We start from the raw sequence: 24,040 nt of genomic DNA on the forward strand, positions 1-24,040 counted from the left end.
TTAGGGACCAGGTGGGGAGGTCATGTGATGTCAGTTGATGAAATGGAAAAGCGGATCGTTCGGTATGGTGATCTTGTGCCATGTCGTACGGCCTTTATTGATGCCCATACGCCAGGTTCTGACAGGAAAGAAAATTTTACCATCATCGGCGGTGGTGTATCTGAAGCCGCAGATCAGCATGTGCATATCAAGGAAACGCCGGGTTTCAATATAGGGGCGGCAGGGCAACCGCCGAAATGCCGTAACTCGCTACATACACATCGTACTGCCGAGGTGTTTTTTGTGCTGTCTGGCCGCTGGCGGTTTTTCTGGGGTAATGATGGCACTGATGGCGAGGTTACGCTTACCGAAGGTGATGTTATCAATATCCCAACGGGTATTTTTCGTGGGTTTGAAAATATTGGTACCGACTATGGCATGATCATGGCAGTTCTGGGCGGTGATGATGCTGGTGGTGGCGTGATATGGGCACCACAGGTGATCGAGGATGCCAAAGATCATGGCCTAGTTCTGGGCGAAAATGGCGTGCTTTATGACAGCAATAAGGGCGCGCATTTGCCTGCTGGCATAGAGCCCATGCGGGTGCTTGATGAAGATGATATGGCGCTATTCCCAAAGGTAACGACAGCAATGTTTGTGCCGCGCTTTGTGGCCCGTTATCTGGATATGATGGCACTTGCCGACCACCAGCCTGTGACCGTAATCGGGCAGGATGGGATGCTGATTGATCAGCCAGGATTCACGCTTGAATTCCTATCGGCAGGCTCGGTTGACAACACAGCCTATAGTACCGACCGACATGAGATTCTGATGGTCATGCGTGGCCATTGGCAGGTTACGTGGGCAGGGGGGCAAACGGTGCTGGCCCCTGGCGATGTGTTTGCCATACCGCCCGGTATCGAACGTCGTCTGCAGGTGGCGATGAGTGGTGAGGCCAGCCTTTTCAGAGTATGTGATACAGATGATGAAGCCGGACCCACAATGAACTTTTTTAGCGATAACCGCCCACATCAATAACAGTGTCAGTAATAGCCGTTCAAAAGGGAGTGTAGAATGCGTAAAATTCAAACAAGCCATGTGGGGTCTTTACCGCGCACCCAAGAGGTAGTCGATTTCATTTTTGCCCGCGAGAATGAGCAGCCCTATGATGCGGCGGCGTTTGATGCTTGTATGACATCGGCCTGTGGCGAAACCGTGCGTAAACAGGTCGAAGCAGGCATTGATATTGTGTCAGACGGTGAGACCTCGAAGATTTCCTATGCCACCTATGTCAAGGATCGCTATACAGGCTTTTCAGGCGATAGTGATCGTAACCCGCCAGGGGATCTGAAATTGTTTCCGGGCTTTCTCAAGCGTCTGGCTGATGATGGCGGTACCCCGCAATATGCGCGCCCTATGTGCACGGGCGAGGTGAAATCCAAAGGCCAAGGTGAACTTGAAAGCGATATTGCCAATTTGAAAGCCGGTATGCAGGCGCATGGCGCAAAGCGGGCATTTATGAATGCCGCATCGCCCGGGGTGATTTCTCTGTTCTTGCAAAATCAGCATTATAAAACCCGTGAAGCCTATCTGGCCGCCCTTGCCGATGCGATGAAGGCCGAATATGAAACGATCGTCAATGCAGGTATTGATCTGCAACTCGATTGTCCGGATCTGGCACTGTCTCGTCATATGCTGTTTGCTGATTTGTCGGATGACGAATTTGTGGCAGTGGCCAATCTGCATGTCGAGGCGTTGAATCATGCCTTGCGTGACATTGATCCAGCGCATGTGCGGGTGCATATCTGCTGGGGTAATTATGAAGGCCCACATGTCTGTGATATCGATATGGAAAAGGTATTTCCAACATTGATGTCAACGCGGGCACGCTATGTTCTGTTTGAAACGTCGAACCCGCGCCATGCGCATGAATGGACGGTATTCCGTGACCGCAAGGCCGAAATACCTGACGATAAAGTGCTGGTGCCAGGTGTAGTGGATACAACGACCAATTTTGTCGAGCATCCAGAATTGGTGGCGCAGCGTATTGAAAAATTCACTGATATTGTTGGTGCTGATCGGGTGATTGCCGGGTCGGATTGCGGGTTTGGTACCTTTGCCGGTTTCGGTGCAGTGGATCCAGATATTGCCTATGCCAAGCTTAAAACCCTGTCTGAAGGCGCAGCGCTGGCATCTGCTAGGCTGTAAAGACGCGGATGGCCTTTGCAATGCAGCAACAATCAGTGGTTCTATTGCCAGGCATGATGTGTGATGCGCGTCTGTTTACGCCGCAAATCAAGGCGCTGTCGGCATCATACGCGGTCAGTGTGGCCGATCTGACACAGCATGATAGCATTGCTGCTATGGCCGCGTCAGTGCTTGCACATGCACCGCATAATTTTGCCCTAGCAGGTCTGTCGATGGGCGGCATTGTGGCGATGGAGATAATGCGTCTAGCTCCCGAACGGGTCACAAGGCTGGCTTTGCTGGACACCAACCCACTTGCCGAAGCTGAAACCATGAAAGCGAAGCGGGTGCCACAAATCGCAAAAGCCAAGGCAGGGGCTTTACATGAGATTATGAGGCATGAGATGAAACCAAATTATCTGGCTGATGGCCCGGATCGCGCTCAAATTCTGGATTTATGTATGGACATGGCTATTGACCTTGGCGTCGAAGCGTTTGTTAATCAATCTATTGCCTTGCGCGATCGTCAGGATCAGCAAGAGATATTAAAGCAGATCACTGTGCCAACATTGGTGATGTGCGGAGCGAAAGACACGCTGTGCCCGATAGAACGGCATCAATTGATGCATGAATTGATCACAGGGTCACGATTTGAGATTGTTGACGGTGCCGGGCATCTGCCAACTTTGGAACAAGCCAATAACGTTAATACAGCGCTATGGCGCTGGCTGGAGGAATAATGGATCAGGCACTTTTAACTTTACTACAGCAGGTTGATACGCCAACGGTTTGTAACGCTATCGAAGTGGCGCAAGGCAAACGCGGATTTAGCGCTTTTACCCGTGGCACCATGCAGGCATCAGACCCACAGGCAGCCGCCATTGTCGGCTATGCACGCACCGCCAAGATTTCAGCACAGCGCGCTTCGGATGATCCTGTCGATGAGGTCAAAGCTCGGCGTATGGCCTATTATAAGTATATGTCAGATGGCGTGCGTCCATCGATTGCCGTGGTTGAAGATACGGATTTTCCAGATTGCGTTGGTGCCTTTTGGGGCGAAATTAATACCACTGTTCATAAAGGCTTTGGCGTGCATGGCGCGCTGACCAATGGGGTGATGCGCGACCTTGGCGATTTGCCCGCAGGCTTTCCGGTTATTGCTGGTTCAATTGGCCCCTCGCATGCCTTTGTCCATGTGACCGAAATAGGCATGCCGGTAACTGTATTTGGACTGGTGGTAAAGGATGGTGATCTGGTTCATGCCGATCGGCATGGTGCGTTGGTGATCCCCGCAGATGTGATTGATCAGCTGCATGATGCCATCACAGCATTGCTGGCGACGGAAAAGCTGGTGCTGGAACCAGCGCGGGCGGATGGCTTTGATTATGATGCCTTTGAAAAAGCCTGGTCAGCGTTTGAGGCTGCCCGAACGTGATCGGTTGTGAACGGCGCTAGCCAGCTTCTGGGGTGATCCAGCAGGTGGTGACGACCATTATCTGGGGACTTGAAAATGAGGGCGCAAGATGTTGATGAAGCAATGTGTGAGCAGATCAAATGTTACATCATTGAAGCATCGATTTTGCTTCCTGAGCAATTTGCCGCAAGCCAAGATCGATTTTATTGCCAGCTACGGATGGAAAACCAATCCGTAAGGAATTCTTGGGGGTTCCGCTATTGAAAAAAATATGGCCAGGCTCAATCAACACCCCTCGTTTTTGAAGTCGGGTCGCTAAAACCTCGGTATCAAATTGGGGTGGTCCCGTGAGCCAGAAAGAGGTGCCGCCCGTGGCACTGCCCTGAGAAAACATCGGCAAATTGCGTTTTATGCCCTCATTCATGATATGCCAGCGTTCTGAATAGATTTGCCGCAAATTCTTCAGATGCGCATCATGATATCCATGTGCCAGGAATATCGCTGTTGTTTCCTGAACAACACTTGGTGGGTGCCGAACAGTCAGACTGCGAATGATTTTGGCCGACTTAATGATGTCTGGATGAGCCACGATGAATCCCATGCGAATGCTTGGTGACAGGGTTTTGGACAGACTGCCCACATAAATCACACGGCCTGTCTTATCATGAGATTTCAAGGCAGGTCGCAACTTCAAGTGACCAACAAGGCCAATTTCATAATCATCTTCAACCACCATTGCGTTTGCCGCTTCGGCCTTGTGGATCAATCGCAGCTGGCGTTCTTCAGGCATGACAACCATGGTCGGGAATTGGCATCCGGGCGTGACATAAACAAATTTGAAATCTTGTGGTAGGCGATCTGGATCAAGGCCGTCACGGTCAACGTCAACGCATTCGATGTCGTTATTATAAAGATGAAACAGATGACGCGCTTCCTGATAGCCCGGGTTTTCGAATGCGATGGGCCGTGCGTCATCATTGAATAATGTGGCAATAATACTGAGCGCATGCTGGGCGCCAACGGTAATAAGGATTTCATCATCACTTACGTCAATTCCACGATAATGAAGCAAACGCTGGCGCAGTTGGAAGACCAGATCGGGACAATCGATTTCTACCGCTTCACTGGTCCAGATTGGCAGGGCTTTGCGCCCCAGAGCAAGGCGGGAACATTCGCGCCACGCCTCGATTGGAAATAATTCAGTATCAATCTGATTATAAACAAAAGGAAACCGGAATTCAGTCCAGTTTTTTGGCTGTTTTGCCCGTAATTTGGGTTCTGGCAACCGGCAGTTAGCTGTGACTATTGGAGGCTGAGACACGGGGGCTGGCTCATCAGCATAAAGCTGAGCGCCATGGGGGTCGGTTGCTGATAGCGTCATGCCAACGGTAAAGCCAGACCGGTTGTGCGATTCCAGAATACCAATACCAACGAGATCCGAATAGGCCTCATAGGCGCTGTTTTTCGAGACTTGCAGTTGATCTGCAATTTCGCGGCATGACGGTACTTTCTCGCCCTCGCGATAGATACCCCTGATAATGCGTGAACAAATGGCGCGGCGCACAAGATCTTTTTTACAAATCTCTGAGGCGCTAGCCGTCGTCACAGCGTCTTGTGAATCCATCTTCACCTCATTCACTGCCTATACGCGCCTCCAGCTCTGAGCCATATCAATGCCGTTCCGGATCACAGTTAATCCCATGATCATACATAACTTAGGCAAAACATTATCACGAATAGAGTTTTATTGGCAAATTACCCGCTTGTTGTGATCCAGATGGTTTTGGTTTGCAGATATTGCTCTAGCGCCTCGGTTCCATTATCGCGGGCAAGTGAGCCAGATTGCTTATATCCGCCAAAAGGCGTTTTAATATCACCTTCGGAAAAGCCGTTCACCGAAACTGTTCCACATGGTAGCCGCCGCGCCATCGAAATAGCCCGATCAATATCACGAGTGAAAACGGTGGCATGCAGTCCGTAATCGGTATCGCTGGCGATGGCTAGCGCTTCTTCGGATGATGTAACCGGCATGATTCCCAGCACGGGGCCAAAAATCTCGTCGCGGGCTATGGTCATGTCATTTGTAACCCCATCAAATACAGTGGGTGCAATGAACTGACCTGGGCCATCAACGTCACCGCCAACAATAAGTCTGGCACCTTCGGCTGTTCCCTTGTTGATATAGCCCATGACTTGGGCTTTATGTTCGGGCGTAATCATTGATCCAATAGTTGTTTCCGGATCCAGAGGGTCACCAAGTTGGAACGCGGCAACACGTTTCAGGATTTTATCCATGAAATCATCAACCAGCGGTTTGGCAATAATCTGCCGCATATTGGCCGAACAATTCTGTCCACCATTCCAGAACGCAGCCATCGCCGCATGTTCGATCAGATCATCATTTATGGCCGCATCATCGAGAACGATGAAGGGGCTTTTGCCGCCCATTTCCAGACCGACACTTTTCAGATTACTGTCGCCGGAATAGCGCATGAACATGCGCCCAACTTCGGTTGAGCCGGTAAAGGAAACAGTGTCAATGTCATCATGCATACCAATGGCCTGGCCAGCTGTTTCGCCAAGGCCAGGAAGGATGCTGACCACGCCAGCAGGCACGCCAGCTTCATTCAATAGCGCGCCAAGCCTGATCGTGCTAAGTGGCGTCTGTTCAGCAGGTTTCACCACAATCGAACAGCCAGCCGCAAGTGCCGGGGCAATTTTCCACACCGCCATCAAGAACGGGAAGTTCCACGGCAGGATAGCCCCCGCAACCCCAGCTGGTTCCTTGACAATAAGCGCCATCGCGTCATCGCCAGTCGGGGCAATTTTGCCAAACGTCTTATCAGCCAGTTCAGCGTACCAGCGGAAAAAAGCCGGAGCTTCGGTACCAACCTCATGCAGACAGTCGGTAATCGTTTTACCAGCATCAATACTTTCCAGAACTGCAAGCTCTTCTTTGTTCTGTTCAACCAATGCAGCTAGTTTCAACAGTATTTCCTTGCGATATTCCGGTGCAGAACGTGACCATGTGCCTGCATTGAAAACGCGGCGACCAGCTACAACAGCACGGTCAACATCGGCAGCTTTACAATGGGCAAAGCTGGCGATCGTTTCACCAGTTGCCGGATTTGAGGTTTCAAGCTTGTCACCATCGGCGGCGTCACAATAAGCGCCGTCAATAAATGCCTGTGTTGTCAGGCTGATGGTGTCTTTTATAGAATGGAAATGTGTCTTGGTCTGGGACATGAAACGCTCCTTCGTGATTGCAAGTTATAGATGATGGTCATCAGCATTAAATCTGGCACAGGGCTCAGCCTATCCCAAACTGCGGGCGAATTTTCGGATATCGGCGATCAGCAACTCTGGTTGTTCCATTGCCGCAAAATGCCCACCGCGTGGCATTTCGGTCCATTGGGTGACATTATAAAGACGCTCGGCATAGGTTTTCGGCGGCCATGCCAGTAATTCCTTTGGGAATACTGCACAGGCGGTTGGCACCTCAACACGCCGTCCTTCGGGTGAGAGGATACGCCCACCTTCTTCGCGTCGTCCGTAATAAATCCATGATGCCGTATTAAACGTGCGTGTAACAATATAGACCATGATATTGGTCAAAAGCTGGTCTTTGCTATACACGCTTTCAACATCATTTCCGACCGTATCCGACCATGAATTCATCTTTTCCAGAATCCAAGCGGCAACACCAACTGGACTATCCATCATGGCGTAACTGAGCGTTTGGGGGCGCGTGGCCTGCTGTGTGCGATAGCCGTTCTCCATGATCTGATCGATTTCGAACTGGTCGGCCCAGGCCTGTTCTGCTGGTGTTTGCGGCCCGTCAGGGTGGCGCATTGTCAGGATATTAATGTGAATGGCCTGGCAGGTGGAGGGATGGTCATACCCAAGAAAGCTGGAAACAGCTCCGCCCCAATCGCCGCCTTGCGCTATATAGCTGTCATAGCCAAGCGTATCAGTCATCAGGCTGTTGAAGGCCTTGGCCATGCGGCGGGGTCCCCAAGGGCGCGGTGGTCTGCCGGAAAATCCAAAACCAGGTAATGATGGTGCCACTACGTCAAAGGCATCTTCGACATCACCACCAAAACGTTCAGGATGAGCCAACAAGTCGATAAAATCGAGAAATTCAACCACCGTACCAGGCCAACCGTGACTTATAATCAATGGTCTGGGGTTTGACCCACTCCCTTTTTCATGAATGAAATGTAAATCAACACCGTCAACAGGTGTGATAAATTGATCGAACCGGTTGATAGCCGCCTGTTGTTTGTACCAGTCAAATTCTTCGACCCAATACGCGCAGATTTCCTTCATGTAATCAAGATTGACGCCATAATCCCAGCCCCCATCATCCGGCATTTCATGCCATGGATATGAAGCAACGCGTGCTTTTATAGTCGCAATCGTGTCTTCGGATATATCAAGATGATAAGGGGTTAGGTGTGCCATATTGGTCTTTCTTATTTGTATATAAATCTAATGTGCCGTAGGCCTGTAACTTCTAAGCCGCTTCAAAACGGGTAAGCTGTCATACATTATAATATCTGACTTATCCAAAAAACTGACTTCGATAAAAGGAGCAGAAATGCTTTTTTATAGGGACAGATTTAACGTTATGCGGTGTGAAGACCTGTATTTCAGCAGTTTTGAAAGTTTTTGAAAGGTAAAACAAGGAATTGAAAAATAACATAATATGCTGTTTCCACACTAGATTTTTCTAGTACTCAGGCGCATGAAATAAGCCTATCTGTCCTTATTATTAGAATGTTTTGTCCCTTTCTTGCGGCGTTGTGGCCGTGAATGATTAGATATGACAAACGTCAATATTGGATATCGATCAAAGACAAACATCAAGGCCTAGCCTTGCGACATAGGGAGCAGGAAATGAAAATGAATTCCTTCTGGAAAACGACTCTCACCGCGGCCGCCATTATATTTGGCGTTGAGGGTGCGAGTGCCGAGACTGTGCTGAAGCTCGGAACGACTGGTAGGCTGGGTATGCCGATCGGTGACGCTATAGATCAAGCATTGATGCCCGCCCTGGAGAAAGTTTCCGGTGGCAAGATGAAAATCGAACCACATTATCAAAAAAGCTTGTGTGCTGAACAGAAATGCGGTGAACAGGCGAACCAAGGACTTATAGCTCTGTGGACCAGCTCTACGGCAAACTATGGTAATTTTGGATCAGAATTAGCGATTTTCGATTTGCCTTTCATCTTTAAATCACTCGAAGATGCTAAGCGTATTTCAAATGATTGGCTGGCCGAACGACAGTGTAAGCTGGCACTTGAGAATGCGGGGCATATTTGTCTTTCCGTTTATTCGAGTGGTGGGTTCAGGCAGCTTGGGAATGCAACCAAACCGGTTCGGGTTCCTGACGATATGAAAGGTCTCAAGTGGCGGACTACCAAGAGCCCAGTTGAGTTCATGCTCGTTAAAAATTGGGGCGCTGTTCCCACACCTTATGATTGGAGCCAGCTATATCAGGGGCTTCAGTCAGGGGTAGTCGAGGGCCAGTATGTCGCTAGCCCCTGGCAGCATGTAGCAAAGCTTCATGAAGTTGCAAAATACTTCACCGAGATTGGTGGCATGTGGTCTGGCAATATTCTGGCGATGGATGCTAAGCAGTATAACGCGCTGTCTTCTCAGGAGAGAGAATGGTTACATCAAGCGGCCGATGCCTATGGTGAAAAAGTCAATGAGTTGGATAACGCTTGGATCAAGAATGGAGAAGATGCCATTAAAGCATCTGCGAAAGAGTGGTATGTGCCATCTGAAGCGGAACTAACTAAATGGAGAGCCGGCGCAATTGGTGCGTGGTTGGATGCGAAGGGCACATTTGAGCCTGAGGTTGCCAAAAGGGTACTTCTGGAACAGGGCATGGATAGTTTTGTGGCGCAGCTAGAAGAAGCTGGGGCGTTATAAATCATTCATCTATTAAACTTTGAAAAGATCATCTAGGCTATGGGTTAGCCTAGATGGTTTTTCTGAAACAAAACCTTCACATGTGAGTCACCATGGAAAGCATCCTTCTACTTGGCATATTGCTGTTTCTAATCCTTTGTGGTGCTCCCATTGGCTTCACTTTAATCCTAATACCTTTCTTTTATATTTTGATCACCGACGCCGTGCCTCTTGTCTTGATCCCAAGTCAGATGTTTACCGCCATTGATTCAGTGCCATTGACAGCGATTGCGTTCTTTATGCTGACAGGTGAATTAATGACCAGTGCGACGATTACCGATCGGCTCGTGGCATTGAGCAGGGCGCTGATTGGCCGACTGCGCGGAGGATTGGCGCAAGTTAATGTGCTGGTAAGCATGTTTTTTGCGGGTATGAATGGGTCGGTAGTGGCTGATACGGCTACCGTTGGTGCTTTAGTATTACCAGCGATGAAAAAAGCTGGATACCCACCTGCCTTTTCTGCCGCCGTTACAGGCGTAAGCTCGACCATAGGCGGTATCATTCCGCCCAGCATCATGATGATTGTTCTTGCCAATGCAACCGAGATTTCGATTGCGTCATTGTTCGCGGCAGGGATTATTCCGGGCCTGTTGATTGGCGTGGTGATTATGCTCATCAACCATTATTTCGCGGTAAAATACGATTTTGAGCGCAGCGAAGAGTCGTTCTCGATAAAGCGCGCAGGCAAAGAGTTCTATCGATCCTCTTTTGCGCTGCTGATCCCCGTGGTTTTGGTTGGTTCAGTCATGGGGGGTGTTGCGTCGGTCGTTGAGGCTGGTGCTATCACAGCGATGGTCGCGTTATTTACGGGTGTGTTTGTTTACCGTACTATTAAATGGAAAGAATGTAGTGGCGCTTTCCGTCGGGCATTCCGTAATTCGGCGATGGTTTTTATTATCATCGCAGCGTCGGGGCCGTTTAGCTGGTTGCTTACCTCATTGGGTGCCATCAATGATCTCGAGACTTGGCTATTGGGGCTTACCGATTCCCCGGTGATTTTTATTTTGGCACTGATGCTTTTCATTTTTCTGCTCGGAATGGTGATGGACTCTGCCGTAAATATAATAATCGTTGGCCCCGTTTTGGTTGATGTGATGGCGAAAGCTGGCTTTCCTGAGGTTCAGGCCGCCGTCGTTGTCATCGTTGGCTTTTTGATAGGGTCGGTAACACCGCCGGTTGGGGTTGCCTACTTTACCTCTGCGACGATCGCGCAAGTGCGATTAGAAGCGGTAGCGGTAGCGTTAGTGCCTTATCTAGCTGGACTGTTTCTACTGTTGTTTTTCATTATCGTCATTCCGGAGTTGACGATGTTTCTTCCCCAGATCATGAGTTAATAGAGAGCTATGTGGCAATTCCTGAATCACATTGACCGTTTTGTCCATCGTGCTTTAGAGGCACTTTGTTCACTGTTTCTGGCTTTGATGGTTGGATTCACCCTCTATACTGTGATGATGAGATATGTGTTCGCAAATCCACCTGTTTGGGGGGATCTGTTGACTGTTTTAAGTAATATCTGGTTGATGTTCATCGCGCTTTCGCTCACCGCCAGAGATAATGAACATATCGCATTAAATTTAATCTATGAAAAATTGCCTGCGAAACTGGCTCTGTATGTCCGCCAGTTCTGGAAACTTATGATTATACTGGTCGGCTTCATTTTGATCATTTACGGGGTTGAACTGGTCGAGGGCATGCGTGGTAAATATTGGGAAATGTGGCATTTCGAATTCACCGCCCAAGGCATTGAGTTTAAAGAAAACTACATGCCAAAAAAATACGCGGTGATGATCCTGCCAATCGCCGGGTTCTTGACCGCCTTTGGTGCTGCAATTTGTTTTTTTAAGAAGGTCTAGTTTATCGGCAAACTATGATATGAAGCATAGATAGACAATTGCGATTTTCCGGCTTTGATCGCGACCAGTGATGTCCCTTTGATGGGGATATCAAAGTCATGACCGGTTCACGACGCATTGACGAAACCTTATAAGATCAGGAATGATAGAGATCATTCAATCACATCTGAGAGATCATAACATGGAATTGTCAGCCCCGAAGCTTGAGCATATATGTGATATCAAAGTCGAACTTGGTACGGTCAAGGAACTGGGCGATGGGCGTGGCGGCAGGCGTCGTATCATTCCCATAATTGGCGGCACAGTGTCGGGACAAGGCTTAAGCGGCCGGGTTTTGAATGTTGGTGCTGACTGGCAAACCGTTTTCACGGATGGTCTGGCACAGCTGGATACGCGTTACGCATTCGAAACTGATGATGGTGCGGTTATTGAAATTCTTAACTTTGGATTTCGCCATGGACCTGAAGAGGTGATGGCGGCTGTTGCGCGTGGCGAAGATGTGCCGCAAGGTCAGTATTATATGCGTACGCATGCGCGGCTTGAAACAGGTGACCGCCGCTATGACTGGGTCAATCGGGCTTTATTTGTCGGCACGGGGGCGCGTCTTAAATCAAAAGTGCTGATCAGCCTTTTCCAGATTTTATAGTTAAGATTTATATACGTATCTATTTATTCATTTGTTCAGACGGGCATTAGCCGAGCGCCTTTTTCGATCAGTGGTGCGGCATTATTTACCGTTTCCATAGCGAAGCCTGCGGCGGCTTTATATTGTGCCATGAATGCTGTGCGCTCGGCCTGTGACATGACATCATCTATATCATCAAAAATCCCGCCACAGCGTTCCTCGACAAGCGTCAGCAGGCCAAATGGCCCGTCATTACGATTGCGAAGCACCACTTTTGCAATGGGCGCAGATAATGCGTCGTCATAGGCTTTTAGGGCGTCGGTTGTGATGCCATATTGCAAAAGCATTTTGGCAAATATGCGGGTATCGATAATCGCCTGACTGGCGCCATTCGATCCGGTCGGATACATCGGATGCGCCGCATCTCCTATCAAGGCCACACGATTTTCAATCCAGCATTTCAGCGGGTCACGATCAATCATCGGATTTTCATAGGCAGCGTCCGCAGCCTTTATCATGGCTGGTACATCAAGCCAGTCAAACTGAAACGAGCTGAAATGATGCACAAAACTATCTATTTCAACAGGACGGAACCAGCCACTTTTTTCCCAGCCATGCGCAGGATCAACGGCAACCTCGGCGATCCAGTTAGTCGTTGCCAGACCGTCGGCATCCATTTGTGAAATGGGATAAATTATGACCCGATTGTTCCGCGTCCCAAGCCCGAGAAAAGAAGAGCCTGTTCGTACCGGACGCATGCGTGTGGTGCCGCGCCACATGATCGTGCCACCCCAATGAATGGGCGGCTGTGTTGGGTGCATCTGGGCGCGAATTCTGGAATGAATGCCATCAGCGCCAATCAGTAAGCTGGCTTTTTGCGAGATTATTGTGCCGTCGGCGGTTTCAATGCGCGCGGTGACGCTTTTGTCATTATTTTTATCATAACCTATGACGCGGTGCCCAAGTTTGACCGCATCAGCACCCAGCCTTTCTAACACCTTTTTGTAAAGTAACATATGAAACTGACCACGATGAACCGCGTATTGTGGCCATTTATATCCAGCCTTTTGGCCGCGTGGTTCACTGTAAATTTCGGCACCATTTAGTCCCAGCAAAGCCCATTCGGATGATTGGATGCCAATCGTGTCGAGAGCTGTTGCATCTATGCCAAGGTCGCATAATTCCCGAACAGCATTTGGTTGCAGATTAATGCCCACACCCAGAGGCCGCATGTCCTGTGCGGTTTCATAAACCATACAGGGAATACCAATCTGGTGAAGGGTCAAGGCCATGACCAATCCGCCAATGCCACCACCGGCAATTATTATCTGATGATCATGTTGCATTTATCGATATCACCTGGTTTTACAATAAATAATGACTGTCTATTCTGGGTCGAGACATCCGTCATGGCCGCGCAGGCGGTATTGTCAATTTTGACAAAACATTATGCTTTTCAAGAGATGCACGAATAAAGCCATTATTGATCAGGGTAGCAACGACATCATTCAAAAATTCAACAATCTCCGGATTGTTTTTTCTAACACCCATTGCCTGTTTGATCGCGGTGAATGGAGGTTTGATGATCCGATAGCCGGATCTGATCGATAATTCTTCTTCAAGTTTTGGCAGCAAGCCCGCCAATATAGCGGCCTTTCCCTGCCGAAAACATTCATGCGATTTTGCAATAGATTCTGCTGAAACAATTTCGGCGTTTTTGAAGTTTTCCCGTAACCACAACTCATAGGCGCTACGCTCTGATACAGCTATTGTGGCACCCAATCTGTCAACATCACTGTTAGTCTGAAACTCTGAGTCATCACGCACGAGAAAATGCGTGTCTATAAGGACATAAGGATCACTAAAATCAATGGTTTTGCCTCGTTCAACTTCAGATGCGATATTACCGATATCCCATAAGTCCTGATCTACGGCATCGGCTAATTGTCCTGGCTGGTCAAACAATACAAATCGGCAAGGTACGTCAAGAATTGATGCTACATGCTTGGCTATATCTGGTGAAATGCCAATCGGGGTGCCATCATCCTGTCGCCCCGAAACAAGCAGACTATTGCCAAGATTAATAGCCACGCGCAAAACACCCGTTGGTGCTAGTGCCTTTTGAAGTGGTTTTTTCATAAAGTTATGTCCACAGATTAGATGAAATTGTTAGCTATATGTCTGACCAATTTCAAAGATTTGGGAATTTTAGAGACTTTTGATTATCTGGACGTATATTTTATTATTTATGATTCAAATTTTAGAAGACTTTATAGGCAATCGCAAGCAAGGAACACTATGATAGCAAGCCTGTTCTGTGTTAAAATAAACTAATCTTGAAGGATCTAAATGTTATTAAACAGATATTTGAGAACCAGATATTTGAACAATGTTCCAAACTAATTTTTAGAAATAGGTGATAACGAAATTCGAGATCCTGTTGGTCGAAAATTGTCGTTGTAAGCAAAACCAGCCTAGAGGAATGAAAATGTCGGATTCAGTTGTTATTCTAGGGGGAAAACGCTCTGCCATTGGTAAATTTGGTGGCGCGTTAGCCGGAACTTCTCCAGCATCATTGGGTAGTATTGTTACCAAAGCGGCGTTAGAAAGCGTTGGTGTTTCGCCACATCATGTTGATCATAGTGTTTATGGAAATGTACTCCATAGCGAAGCCCGTGATGTTTATATAGCCCGCGTTATCGCGCTTGAGGCAGGATTGCCAACACATGCGCCTGCGCTAACGGTAAATAGGCTTTGCGGATCGGGTTTGCAGGCCATTATCTCGGCCATTCAGCTTATTCAACTAGGCGATGCCAAAATAGCCATAGGTGGCGGTGTTGAGTCTATGTCCCGGACTGGTTATCTGTTGCCTCAACTCAGGTTCGGAACAAAAATGGGAGATGCAAGTGCTATTGATATGATGCTAGCGTCGCTTCATGACCCGTTTGGAAATGGACATATGGGGGTAACCGCAGAAAACATAGCGTCCAAATTCGACGTTTCAAGGGATGAACAAGATAGCTTTGCCCAGCTAAGCCAGGAACGTGCCGCCTATGCCATCGCCGAAGGCCGGTTCAAAGAACAAATTGCAGGTATTGATATAGGGCGTGGTAAAACCGCAAGTCATTTTGATACCGATGAGCATCCACGTGCAACGTCGAAGGAAGATCTTGCAGGGTTGCGGACTATTTTCAAGGAAGATGGCAGTGTTACCGCTGGCAATGCCAGTGGTATCAATGATGGTGCGGCAGCTGTTGTTCTTGCGAGTGAGCATGAGGCCCAAGCAAAGGGGTTGCAACCAATGGCGCGGGTGCTTTCCTATGGCTTTGCTGCTGTCCCACCTGAAATTATGGGTGTGGGGCCTGTTCCAGCGTCAAAAATGGCACTTGATCGGGCCGGCATTTCAGTAGGTGATCTGGATGTTGTTGAATCTAATGAAGCCTTCGCTGCCCAAGCCTGTTATGTAAGCCGCGAATTAGGGCTTGATCCAGCTAAAGTGAATCCGAATGGCGGGGCCATTGCGCTGGGGCATCCGGTTGGCGCCACGGGGGCTATCCTGACATTGAAGCTGGTGTATGAACTGCGCCGTATTGGTGGCCGTTATGGATTGGTGACGCTTTGCATTGGAGGTGGGCAGGGCATTTCACTGGTTGTCGAGGCACTCTAAAACCATCTTTTGATGATACTGATATATAGGTGAAGGTTCAGCCTGATATGGTTGTCTGTAATGGTGGTGATGCTGTCTTTTGGTCAGCTCATTCATTATGGATGAAACCGAATGAAGGTGCCGTTTTGGACTCAGGACATTAATATTTTTATGGTTACAGGTCGTGGGCTGGAATATGACAGTTAATTACATGGCCCGGGCTGGTCATCTGTGATGGAGGGGTATGAGTCTCGCAGATAGCCCCAACTTTGCGCGGGCAACGGCGCTGGAATGGACAACCTGATGCTGGGGGGGCCAGTTCGACAACATCGTCGGCGCTCAGTTTTGGCGCGACGTCTGGATTGGGTTCGAGTACAGCCCCTAGCAGCAGATCAGTATAGGGATGATATGGTGCTTTATAGACATCATCGGCGTGGCCAATCTCGCATAAGCGACCCTGATATAGCACCGCCACCCTGTCTGAAATAGCCTTCACGACCGCCAAATCATGCGAGACGAAAATATAGGTTGTGCCCTGACGTGTTTTTAACTCGTCGAGCAAGTCAAGAACAGCCGCCTGAACCGAAACGTCCAGCGCGGATGTCACCTCGTCGCACAGGACAATCTCGGGTTCTGCAGCAAAGGCACGAGCCACGGCAACGCGCTGTTTTTCTCCGCCAGATAACTGGCTTGGCAGACGGTCAAGATAATGTGCGCCAAGCCTCACCCGTTCAATGAGTTCAGTGCTACGCTGACGCAAAGCGTCGCCGCTCAAGCCAAAATAGAGTCGCAGCGGTTGGGCCAGAATTTGTGCTACCGTATGACGTGGATTCAGACTGTCATCCGGATTCTGGAAAATCAGCTGAATCTGACGCAAATTTAGCGCTGGGCGCTCTTCGACTTTAGCAGTCAACGGGGTCTCGCCATGAAGCGTAATGGCGCCATCCTTTGGTGAAATTAATCCGGCAATCGCTTTTAGAATTGTGGATTTTCCACTACCACTTTCGCCAACAAGACCAAGCGTTTCACCTTTTTCGATGGTGATATTGATGCCTTCTACGGTAGCGGGAGAGGGTTTTTTAACGGAAAATAGGGTTTCCAGAAAATCAGTTTTAGCATAGCTGATGGCAAGGTTGTTCAACCCTAGCGCTTGCCCAGATTCAACGGTTGTCAAATCGCCTTGTCGTGCCGGTTTTTTGTTTGCCGTCGGCATCTGGTCAATCTTGTCACTATGAAAACAGCGGACGTCTTCACCGCTGTCTATGGGGATAAGTGGTGGCGACATTGACTGGCATTTTTTATCCGCCAGGGCACAGCGGTCGGCAAAGGCGCATCCGTTAATAGCCTCGCCCGGCATTGGTGGTCGCCCGTCCAATGCCATTGGCAAGCGGGTTTGATTCAAGCGCGGTATTGATGCCAGCAAACCATGTGCATAGGGATGACGTGGCGCCAGCAAAACCTGCCGAGCCGAGCCATTAAGTACAATTTCACCAGCATACATCACCACCACACGGTCACAGACCCTCGAGATCGCGCCCAGATCATGGCTGACATAGAGCATTGCCATATTGCGTTCACGCGCCAGATCACGGAGCAATTCAAGAATATGCGCCTGCGTTGTTACATCCAGACCTGTTGTCGGCTCGTCAAGTAATAATGCTTCAGGTTCTCCGGCAAGTGCCATGGCGATGGCCACCCTTTGCTGTTGGCCACCAGATAGTTCATGCGGATATCGCGTCACCAGCGCGGCCGGATCGGGAAGCCGAACTTGCGTTAGTAGTTCAACAACACGTGCCTTAAATTGCTGGTCATTTAGATCGCTGTGCAGGCGCAAGGCCTCGGCAACCTGTTGACCAATACGCAATGTCGGGGTGAGTGACTGACCAGAATTTTGGGGAATGAGAGCCAATCTTCCCCCTCGGATTGCCTGTAGGTCATCGCGGTCAAGTTTGAGCATATCAACGCCATCAAAACTTACACTACCGTCAAGAGCACGAAGACCACGTTTGAAATAGCCAAGCGCGGCAAGGGCTAGCGTGCTTTTACCGGAACCGCTTTCACCAACAAGGCCAACACTCTCGCCGCGTTTGATGGTAAGGCTGACATCGCGTAGCACTTTGATCACCTTGCCGGAACGGCTGGAATAGCCAATCGACAAATTCTTGATATCAATAAAGGCTTTTTCACTCATGCTACATTGGTGCCTTTTGTGCACGATCAATACCCAGCGCTTTGGCGAGGGCATCTGCAGTTAGGTTAATGCCTATAATTAGCGACGAAAGTGCGATCACGGGACCAATGACACCCCATGGTGCAAAGGACATGAAACCGCGCGCATCAGAAATCATCAATCCCCAGTCTGGTGTCGGTGGTGACACACCAAAGCCCAAAAATGACAATGACGAAAAGGCTAACAACATCCACGACCAGCGCATGGCTCCTTCTACCATCAGCGTATCAAGCACGTTTGGTAGTAATTCACGCCATATAATGCTGATCCGGCTGTGCCCCCGGGCTTTGGCCGCCCATACAAAATCGCGGGCGATCACATCATGGGTTGCGGCACGGGCAATGCGAATGACAGGAATTCCATAGAAAAAGGCCAGTGTTGGAATGAGTACTTCGACACCACTGCCAAAGGTCACGATCAGTACCAGCATTTTCAAAATCCAAGGTAGCGACAGAAACGCATCGACAACCCGCATTAGCACTTCGTCAAGACGCCCGCCAACCAAACCAAAAAGAATACCTGTAAAACCGCCCCAGATAACCGCTAGTGGGGTTGCTACACCAGTCACCAATAATGCCTCGCGTCCACCCATTAGGGTTCGGGAAAATACATCCCGACCAAGATGGTCAGCCCCAAGCCAGTGAATATTGTCAGGTGCCGAAAGCATGAGACCAGAATTCTGCAATTTAAAATCAAATGGGATTATGTAAGGGCTAATCAGCGCCAGCACGACATGGAACAGAACCAGCGACAAGCCAATCGCGCCTGACGGTCGCGATACAAGATCTTTGAGAACTGTAATCGCACGGAAGCTGGATTCGGTTTTTGGGGCGAGTGCTACAGCCATTAGTTTCTCGTATACATGGTGCGTAGCTTCGGATTGGCGATCATGGTGAGTAAATCTGCAGCCAGATTGACACAGACATAGACGCTGGCCACAATCAGCGCAATTGATTGCACTACAGGCAGGTCGCGGTCTGAGATTGAGTCGATCATTAGTCGGCCAAGCCCGGGATAGTTGAACACCACCTCAATCACAACAACACCACCAAGTAGCCACGCAATCGTTAAAGCAACAACATTAATCGCTGGCAACAACGCATTTGGCAGGGCGTGACGGAACACCATCTGCCAGTAGGGAACGCCTTTCAGAGTTGCCATCTGCACATAATCGCTTGCCATCACCTCAATCACCGACGAGCGCACCATCCGCATTATATGTGCGCACATGACCAGCGATAATACGATGACAGGTAACAGAATTTCCGGAAAAAATTCTGCTGCCGGGGCGCCAGCAGATGTTAAAACGATACCTGGTAACCATCCTAGCCAGATACTGAAAATCAGTATGAGCAGGGTTGCCGAGACAAATTCTGGGATGGTCATAGCAAAAATGGCTATAGTCGAGACCATCAAGTCTGGCATACGATCGCGCCACAAGCCCGTGATCACGCCAAGAAAGAGCGCTAAAGGAACCCCAACACTCATGGCGCATAGCGCTAGTAAAAGTGAGTTTTTCAAGCGGTCGCCAACAATTTTGCTGATTTCTGTTTTACCATCGACGGCAAGGCCAAGGTCGCCTGTAACCGCGCCGCCAGCCCATTCGCTAAAACGGTCAATAGCGGGACGATTAAGGTCAAGATCCTTGCGGCATTGCGCTAGCAATTCGTCATCCGCCTGATATTCGCCCAGATATTGAGTGCAGGCGTCTCCGGGAAGTATTTCCACGCCAGCAAAAATGATTAAAGACACCAGACAAACGGTAACAAGGCCCAGAAAAACCCGTCTTATCAACATGAATAGCATGTATGATGTCCCCCCGTTTGGATGGAAACGTAAACCAAACGTCAATTAAAGTGAAGGCCAGTGAGTTACCCATATTATTTTGGGTTAGACACTGGCCTACATTTTAGCTGGCCCACATTTCAGCTGGTTGTCTGCTCATGCAGACAATTGATAGTCAGCTTATTTTACAGTCACTTTGTGCCAGCGAATGGTATGGTTTTCGACAGCATCGATGCCACTGACCCGATCATTCATCACATATAGCTTTGAAACATGATAGGGGATCAATGTGCCAGCGGTTTCGTAAAGATGCTCCTGCGCTTTTACATAAAGAGCCTTACGCTTGCTAAAGTCCAACTCACGGCGGGCATTGCCAAGCAAGGCGTCAAAGGCCTCATCCTTGTAATAGGACTCGTTCCACTTTGCTGTTGAGAGATAAATCTCATGCAGAGCAGAGTCGGCAGGACGCTCATTCCAGCGGGTTGCTGAAACAGTTTTCTGCATCCACGTATCACTCCAGTAACCGTCAGAAGGAACCTGCTTGATTGTCACGCGGATGCCAGCTTTAGCAGCTTGCTGCTGGTATGCTTCTGCAAGAATTGGCCAAGTAGGCTCCAATGTTGCAACATAAACTTCGACATCAATACCATTTGGATAGCCTGCTTCGGCAAGTAGCGTTTTCGCGCCGGCAATGTCCTGAGGGCATTTAATGTCAGCATGATACTGGTCATCGGGCTTTACCGGTGTGTCACAAGCAACCGTTGCCGCGCCACCCATGATGAGCTGAACCAGATCTTCACGATCAGCCGCCATGCGAACAGCTTGACGCACGCGCACATCGTCAAATGGCGCAACGTCGGTGCGGAATACCAAACCACGCCAGTTGCCTGTCGGCACTTCCATCAGCTTGAATTTGTTGCTGCTGGCAAACATCGGCTTTTGCTGGTTGGTTACCGTGTTTTCAAAATCAATCTGGCCACCAAGCAAAGCCTGCATACGGGCCTGTCCATCACCAATGCCAATGATTTCCATTTTGGCAACGCCAGGTGCCCCTTCCCAGTAATCCATATTAGCTTCCAGCTTGGTAACACCGGCAGCGTCAAAGCTAACTAGTTTGAATGGGCCGGTGCCAATGCCTGATGTAGCGATTGAGTCACCAGACCCCTCTGGAATGATTCGCAGACGATAATCCATCAACTGCAAAGGCATGTCGGCAAAAGGTGTCGACAAGGTGAATTTTACAGTCATGCTATCCAGGGCTTCCATTTTTTCGATCATTTTGATCGCGGAACGCGCTGGTGATTTGTTTTCTGGATCCAGAACACGATTTAACGTGTAAAGAACATCGGCGGCTTCAAAACTACTACCATCATGAAATGAGACGCCGCTACGAAGTTTTAATGTCCATTCCGTAGCCGAATTATTCGCGCTCCATGACGTTGCAAGATCGGGACTTGGCGAGCCTTTCATGTCTGGACGAATAAGACGGCTCATAAGCTTTTCAGTGATTTGCATCACCCGGCCACGCGACGCCGGGTCAAGACTGGACTTGTCACCATAGCCATATTCGTGGGCTTGTCTGAATGTACCATCTGGTGCTGCTATTGCGCTTGTTCCACTAATTGACAGAATCATCGCAGAAGCAATAATCAGTTTTTTCATTAGAGTTCCTCCTCAATTACAAGAGTATCAGGCCTGTCCAAGGGGAGCCTGTTTTTAATGTTGATAATTTATTGAATTGCGTTGGAGCTTTGCCCTACGAATTCCCCCTCAGGCTTATTGTAACACCCCAAGTATGGATTTACCGTTTGCTGATAACAATTAAAATTAATGAATAGATTTATACAAAAAATGTATGAATTACATTTTTATATGCGTATTGCCTATTCTATGAATTTGCAGGAAGCTGTCGGAACATGGGTTTCTGGAACAGGTGCAAAAGATTTATGGCTATGGAGAATACCGGTATATTCAAAGAAAATGTAAATATTTTTGCAGTGGGTGGTGGTAGTTTTACCCATGAACAAACGTCAGATAATAGTGATTCGATGCTAGAGGACTATCTGCTGACTCTGTCACCACCGCATCCAAATATTGGCTATATTGGTCATGCCAGCAATGATGATCCTGATCGAATAGGGGCTTTTTATACGCGCTTTGGTGAGATTGCCCATCCTAGCCATTTGCCTGTTACAGCTGACGCAACGGCGGCAAAAGCATTTGTAGCCGATCTGGATATTTTATATGTTGGAGGTGGTTCAACGCTGAAAATGCTCTCGCACTGGCGCGAAACCGGCATTGCCTCGGTGCTGATGGTGGCTGGACAGCACGGCATGATTCTGTCTGGGGTTAGTGCTGGTGCGATTTGCTGGTTTGACCAATTGCTACTAAGTACGCCAGAGAATGATTATATTCTGTCTGCAGGTCTGGGGTTAATTGCTGGGAGCGCATGTCCGCATTATAGCAATGAACCGTCGCGTCAAATTGCTTATGATACCCAGATCAAGGCTGGAAATCTGCCATCAGGCATAGCCATTGATGACGGTGTTGGCGTCCATATCACTAACGGTGTGGTGGCAAAGATTGTCAGAGCCAGCAACGGAAATGCGTATTTTGTCAAAGCTCGCCCATCTTTTGAAGACTCTTCAGCGCACGAAAAGATAAAAGGTACTAATGGGCGTGGGACAATATGTGATGTTGCGCTTTTGAAAGCTGGTGATGAACTGGTTTCTGATACGCATTCAAAAGGGTGTTAGAACCCCAAAAAAGGAACATATAGTAAAATGCGTGAAGGACGTGATGATGGTAGATGAAGCTAGAACAAGGTTATCAGGAAGAAGCCGACGGCGCGGTGCGAAGCCAGCTATCGAAACGATGGCGTCCTTGCATGGTCAAAGAATTGTTGGTAACGGAGGGAGCTTTAACCCACTCAATCCAGAGGGGATTACTGCTGTTCATGAGGTTGCCTGTGAACTGCTTGCCGTAACCGGTCTTAGCGAAGCGCCAGCATCAGCCATTCAGCTTGTAGAGGCGGCAGGCGGGCGTGTTAGTGATGCTGGACGTCTATTGTTTCCAACGTCGCTTGTCGAATTGGCGATCAAGGGATTGTCGCGTGACTTTACACTTTATGGGCGGGCCGAAAACACCGATCTGGTGCTAGCTCAGAACAAGGTTTATGTTGGCACCGGCGGGGCGTCACCACAGATATTTGATATGCAGTTGGGACGCTATAGGGAGTCATGTCTTAGCGATCTTTATGATACGGCACGGCTTGTTGATACACTTGACCATATTCATTTCTTCAGCCGCCCTATAGTGGCACGCGATATGGCCGATGTCAGGCGTCTTGACGTGAATACAGCCTATGCCAGCCTTATGGGGACGCAGAAACATGTTTTTACCAGTGCTAGCAATAGTCAATCCGTTCGCGATATTGCCAATATTTGTTATCAGCTTGCAGGTTCAAAAGCGGCTTTTCTGGAGCGACCTTTTCTAACTTTGAATGTTAATCACGCCGTACCACCAATGCGTTTTGACAGTGATGCTGTTGAGGTGCTGATAGAGGCGGTGCGGTGTGGCATTCCGGTGTCGGTGAATACATTTGGTCAACTTGGTGCCTCTAGCCCCGTTACCATCGCTGGCTGTGTTGCCCAAACAACAGCAGAAACGCTAGCCGGAATGGTGCTTGCATGGCTGGTTGATGAACAGGCGAAAGCCGTGTTTGGTCCGCGGCCAATGATCACTGATCTGCGCACAGGCGCAATGGCTGGTGGTTGTGGCGAGCAAGCCATGCTGACCGCCGCTGCAACCCAGATGGCCAGGCATTATGGTCTGCCTTCGTCAACTATCGCCGGCGCAACGGAAAGTAAAATTCCTGATGCACAAAGTGGCTATGAAAAATGTTTGACCGTAAGTCAAACTGTGCAAGCTGGCGCAAATATTGTGACGCAAGCTTGTGGCGCACAGGCCAGTCTTATGGGCATTTCGTTTGAAGCATTGGTTGTTGATAATGACATGCTTGGCTGTATCTTGCGGGCTACAAATCCGGTTGATATTAGCCCGCAAACGCTTTCAGCTAGTAATATTGCCGCGGTGGCATGCGGTGCCGGACACTTTCTTGGTGAGGCAGACACCTATGCACGGATGCATTCTGATTTTCTCTATCCGGGGATTGCTGACCGTTCCGTAATCGATGTCTGGGAAGCTGCAGGCAGTCATGATATCAGGCATGTTGCCGCAGTGCATGCCAAAGAGGTGCTGGAACATCATCATCCCCGTTACATAGATGCCAAATGTGATGCCATTCTTCGCGCGTCATTGCCCATTGAGCTTGTAATGTAAT

Annotated in this window: 20 protein-coding genes; 11 read left to right on the plus strand and 9 right to left on the minus strand. The window is 49.0% G+C overall.

The window, feature by feature from the left end:
* Positions 1 to 27: 27 nt before the first annotated feature.
* The 4 genes from SAR116_RS00240 to SAR116_RS00255 are packed head-to-tail and all read left to right on the plus strand — an operon-like array spanning position 28 to position 3,601.
* Entirely contained in the window at positions 28 to 1,017 is a 990-nt protein-coding gene (locus SAR116_RS00240; protein WP_013044923.1) for a cupin domain-containing protein, read from the plus strand.
* Between the two features lie 36 nt (positions 1,018 to 1,053).
* Positions 1,054 to 2,187: a cobalamin-independent methionine synthase II family protein gene (locus tag SAR116_RS00245; protein ID WP_013044924.1), complete on the plus strand. Its 1,134-nt coding sequence runs from the start codon at positions 1,054 to 1,056 to the stop codon at positions 2,185 to 2,187.
* A 20-nt stretch (positions 2,188 to 2,207) separates the two neighbouring features.
* A complete protein-coding gene (locus tag SAR116_RS00250; protein WP_190275455.1) occupies positions 2,208 to 2,906 on the plus strand; it encodes an alpha/beta fold hydrolase in 699 nt (232 codons plus the stop codon).
* Positions 2,906 to 3,601 (plus strand): RraA family protein, encoded by a 696-nt coding sequence (locus SAR116_RS00255; RefSeq protein WP_013044926.1) that lies wholly within the window; start codon positions 2,906 to 2,908, stop codon positions 3,599 to 3,601. The genes SAR116_RS00250 and SAR116_RS00255 overlap by 1 nt, the downstream gene beginning before the upstream one ends.
* Before the next feature lie 127 nt (positions 3,602 to 3,728).
* On the opposite strand, the gene SAR116_RS00260 is transcribed toward SAR116_RS00255, so the two are convergent.
* The 3 genes from SAR116_RS00260 to SAR116_RS00270 all read right to left on the minus strand — a co-directional run bounded on the left by SAR116_RS00260 (position 3,729) and on the right by SAR116_RS00270 (position 8,044).
* Entirely contained in the window at positions 3,729 to 5,204 is a 1,476-nt protein-coding gene (locus SAR116_RS00260) for an aminotransferase-like domain-containing protein (protein WP_013044927.1), read from the minus strand.
* Positions 5,205 to 5,335: 131 nt separating this feature from the next.
* The gene (locus tag SAR116_RS00265) at positions 5,336 to 6,826 is read right to left on the minus strand and encodes an aldehyde dehydrogenase (RefSeq protein WP_013044928.1); all 1,491 of its coding nucleotides are present in this window, start codon (positions 6,824 to 6,826) and stop codon (positions 5,336 to 5,338) included.
* 69 nt (positions 6,827 to 6,895) lie between these two features.
* Complete coding sequence (locus SAR116_RS00270) at positions 6,896 to 8,044, minus strand: epoxide hydrolase family protein (protein ID WP_013044929.1); 1,149 nt, start codon at positions 8,042 to 8,044, stop codon at positions 6,896 to 6,898.
* A gap of 435 nt (positions 8,045 to 8,479) precedes the next feature.
* On the opposite strand from SAR116_RS00270, the gene SAR116_RS00275 reads away from it, so the two are divergent.
* The 4 genes from SAR116_RS00275 (at position 8,480) to SAR116_RS00290 (ending at position 12,058) form a co-directional block, all read left to right on the plus strand.
* Entirely contained in the window at positions 8,480 to 9,520 is a 1,041-nt protein-coding gene (locus SAR116_RS00275) for a TRAP transporter substrate-binding protein (protein ID WP_013044930.1), read from the plus strand.
* Positions 9,521 to 9,612: 92 nt separating this feature from the next.
* A complete protein-coding gene (locus tag SAR116_RS00280; protein ID WP_013044931.1) occupies positions 9,613 to 10,893 on the plus strand; it encodes a TRAP transporter large permease in 1,281 nt (426 codons plus the stop codon).
* 9 nt (positions 10,894 to 10,902) lie between these two features.
* The gene (locus tag SAR116_RS00285; protein ID WP_013044932.1) at positions 10,903 to 11,412 is read left to right on the plus strand and encodes a TRAP transporter small permease; all 510 of its coding nucleotides are present in this window, start codon (positions 10,903 to 10,905) and stop codon (positions 11,410 to 11,412) included.
* 181 nt (positions 11,413 to 11,593) lie between these two features.
* Positions 11,594 to 12,058 (plus strand): DUF3237 domain-containing protein, encoded by a 465-nt coding sequence (locus SAR116_RS00290; protein WP_041860673.1) that lies wholly within the window; start codon positions 11,594 to 11,596, stop codon positions 12,056 to 12,058.
* 35 nt (positions 12,059 to 12,093) lie between these two features.
* Here the strand turns inward: SAR116_RS00290 and SAR116_RS00295 are convergent, their stop codons facing one another.
* On the minus strand, positions 12,094 to 13,383 hold the full coding sequence (locus SAR116_RS00295; protein WP_013044934.1) for a flavin-dependent oxidoreductase: 1,290 nt from the start codon (positions 13,381 to 13,383) through the stop codon (positions 12,094 to 12,096).
* Between the two features lie 61 nt (positions 13,384 to 13,444).
* The gene (locus SAR116_RS00300; RefSeq protein WP_013044935.1) at positions 13,445 to 14,176 is read right to left on the minus strand and encodes a transporter substrate-binding domain-containing protein; all 732 of its coding nucleotides are present in this window, start codon (positions 14,174 to 14,176) and stop codon (positions 13,445 to 13,447) included.
* A gap of 349 nt (positions 14,177 to 14,525) precedes the next feature.
* Between SAR116_RS00300 and bktB the strand changes: the two genes are divergently transcribed.
* Positions 14,526 to 15,704 (plus strand): beta-ketothiolase BktB, encoded by a 1,179-nt coding sequence (gene bktB / locus SAR116_RS00305; RefSeq protein WP_013044936.1) that lies wholly within the window; start codon positions 14,526 to 14,528, stop codon positions 15,702 to 15,704.
* A 154-nt stretch (positions 15,705 to 15,858) separates the two neighbouring features.
* Here bktB and SAR116_RS00310 read toward each other — a convergent pair whose 3' ends face one another.
* The 4 genes from SAR116_RS00310 to SAR116_RS00325 all read right to left on the minus strand — a co-directional run bounded on the left by SAR116_RS00310 (position 15,859) and on the right by SAR116_RS00325 (position 21,360).
* The gene (locus SAR116_RS00310; RefSeq protein ID WP_041860674.1) at positions 15,859 to 17,874 is read right to left on the minus strand and encodes a dipeptide ABC transporter ATP-binding protein; all 2,016 of its coding nucleotides are present in this window, start codon (positions 17,872 to 17,874) and stop codon (positions 15,859 to 15,861) included.
* Position 17,875: 1 nt separating this feature from the next.
* A complete protein-coding gene (locus SAR116_RS00315; protein ID WP_013044938.1) occupies positions 17,876 to 18,760 on the minus strand; it encodes an ABC transporter permease in 885 nt (294 codons plus the stop codon).
* Positions 18,760 to 19,719 carry an ABC transporter permease gene (locus tag SAR116_RS00320; protein WP_013044939.1) on the minus strand — a complete coding sequence of 320 codons (960 nt, stop codon included), beginning with the start codon at positions 19,717 to 19,719 and terminating at the stop codon, positions 18,760 to 18,762. Before SAR116_RS00320 ends, SAR116_RS00315 begins: the two co-directional genes overlap by 1 nt.
* A 159-nt stretch (positions 19,720 to 19,878) precedes the next feature.
* On the minus strand, positions 19,879 to 21,360 hold the full coding sequence (locus tag SAR116_RS00325; protein ID WP_013044940.1) for an ABC transporter substrate-binding protein: 1,482 nt from the start codon (positions 21,358 to 21,360) through the stop codon (positions 19,879 to 19,881).
* Positions 21,361 to 21,644: 284 nt separating this feature from the next.
* Here SAR116_RS00325 and SAR116_RS00330 point away from each other — a divergent pair, with 284 nt between their 5' ends.
* On the plus strand, positions 21,645 to 22,454 hold the full coding sequence (locus SAR116_RS00330; protein ID WP_013044941.1) for a peptidase E: 810 nt from the start codon (positions 21,645 to 21,647) through the stop codon (positions 22,452 to 22,454).
* Between the two features lie 43 nt (positions 22,455 to 22,497).
* A complete protein-coding gene (locus tag SAR116_RS00335; RefSeq protein WP_013044942.1) occupies positions 22,498 to 24,039 on the plus strand; it encodes a trimethylamine methyltransferase family protein in 1,542 nt (513 codons plus the stop codon).
* The last annotated feature ends 1 nt before the right edge of the window (position 24,040 follow it).

It is taken from the genome of Candidatus Puniceispirillum marinum IMCC1322 (assembly GCF_000024465.1).
Taxonomy (GTDB): Bacteria; Pseudomonadota; Alphaproteobacteria; order Puniceispirillales; family Puniceispirillaceae; genus Puniceispirillum; species Puniceispirillum marinum.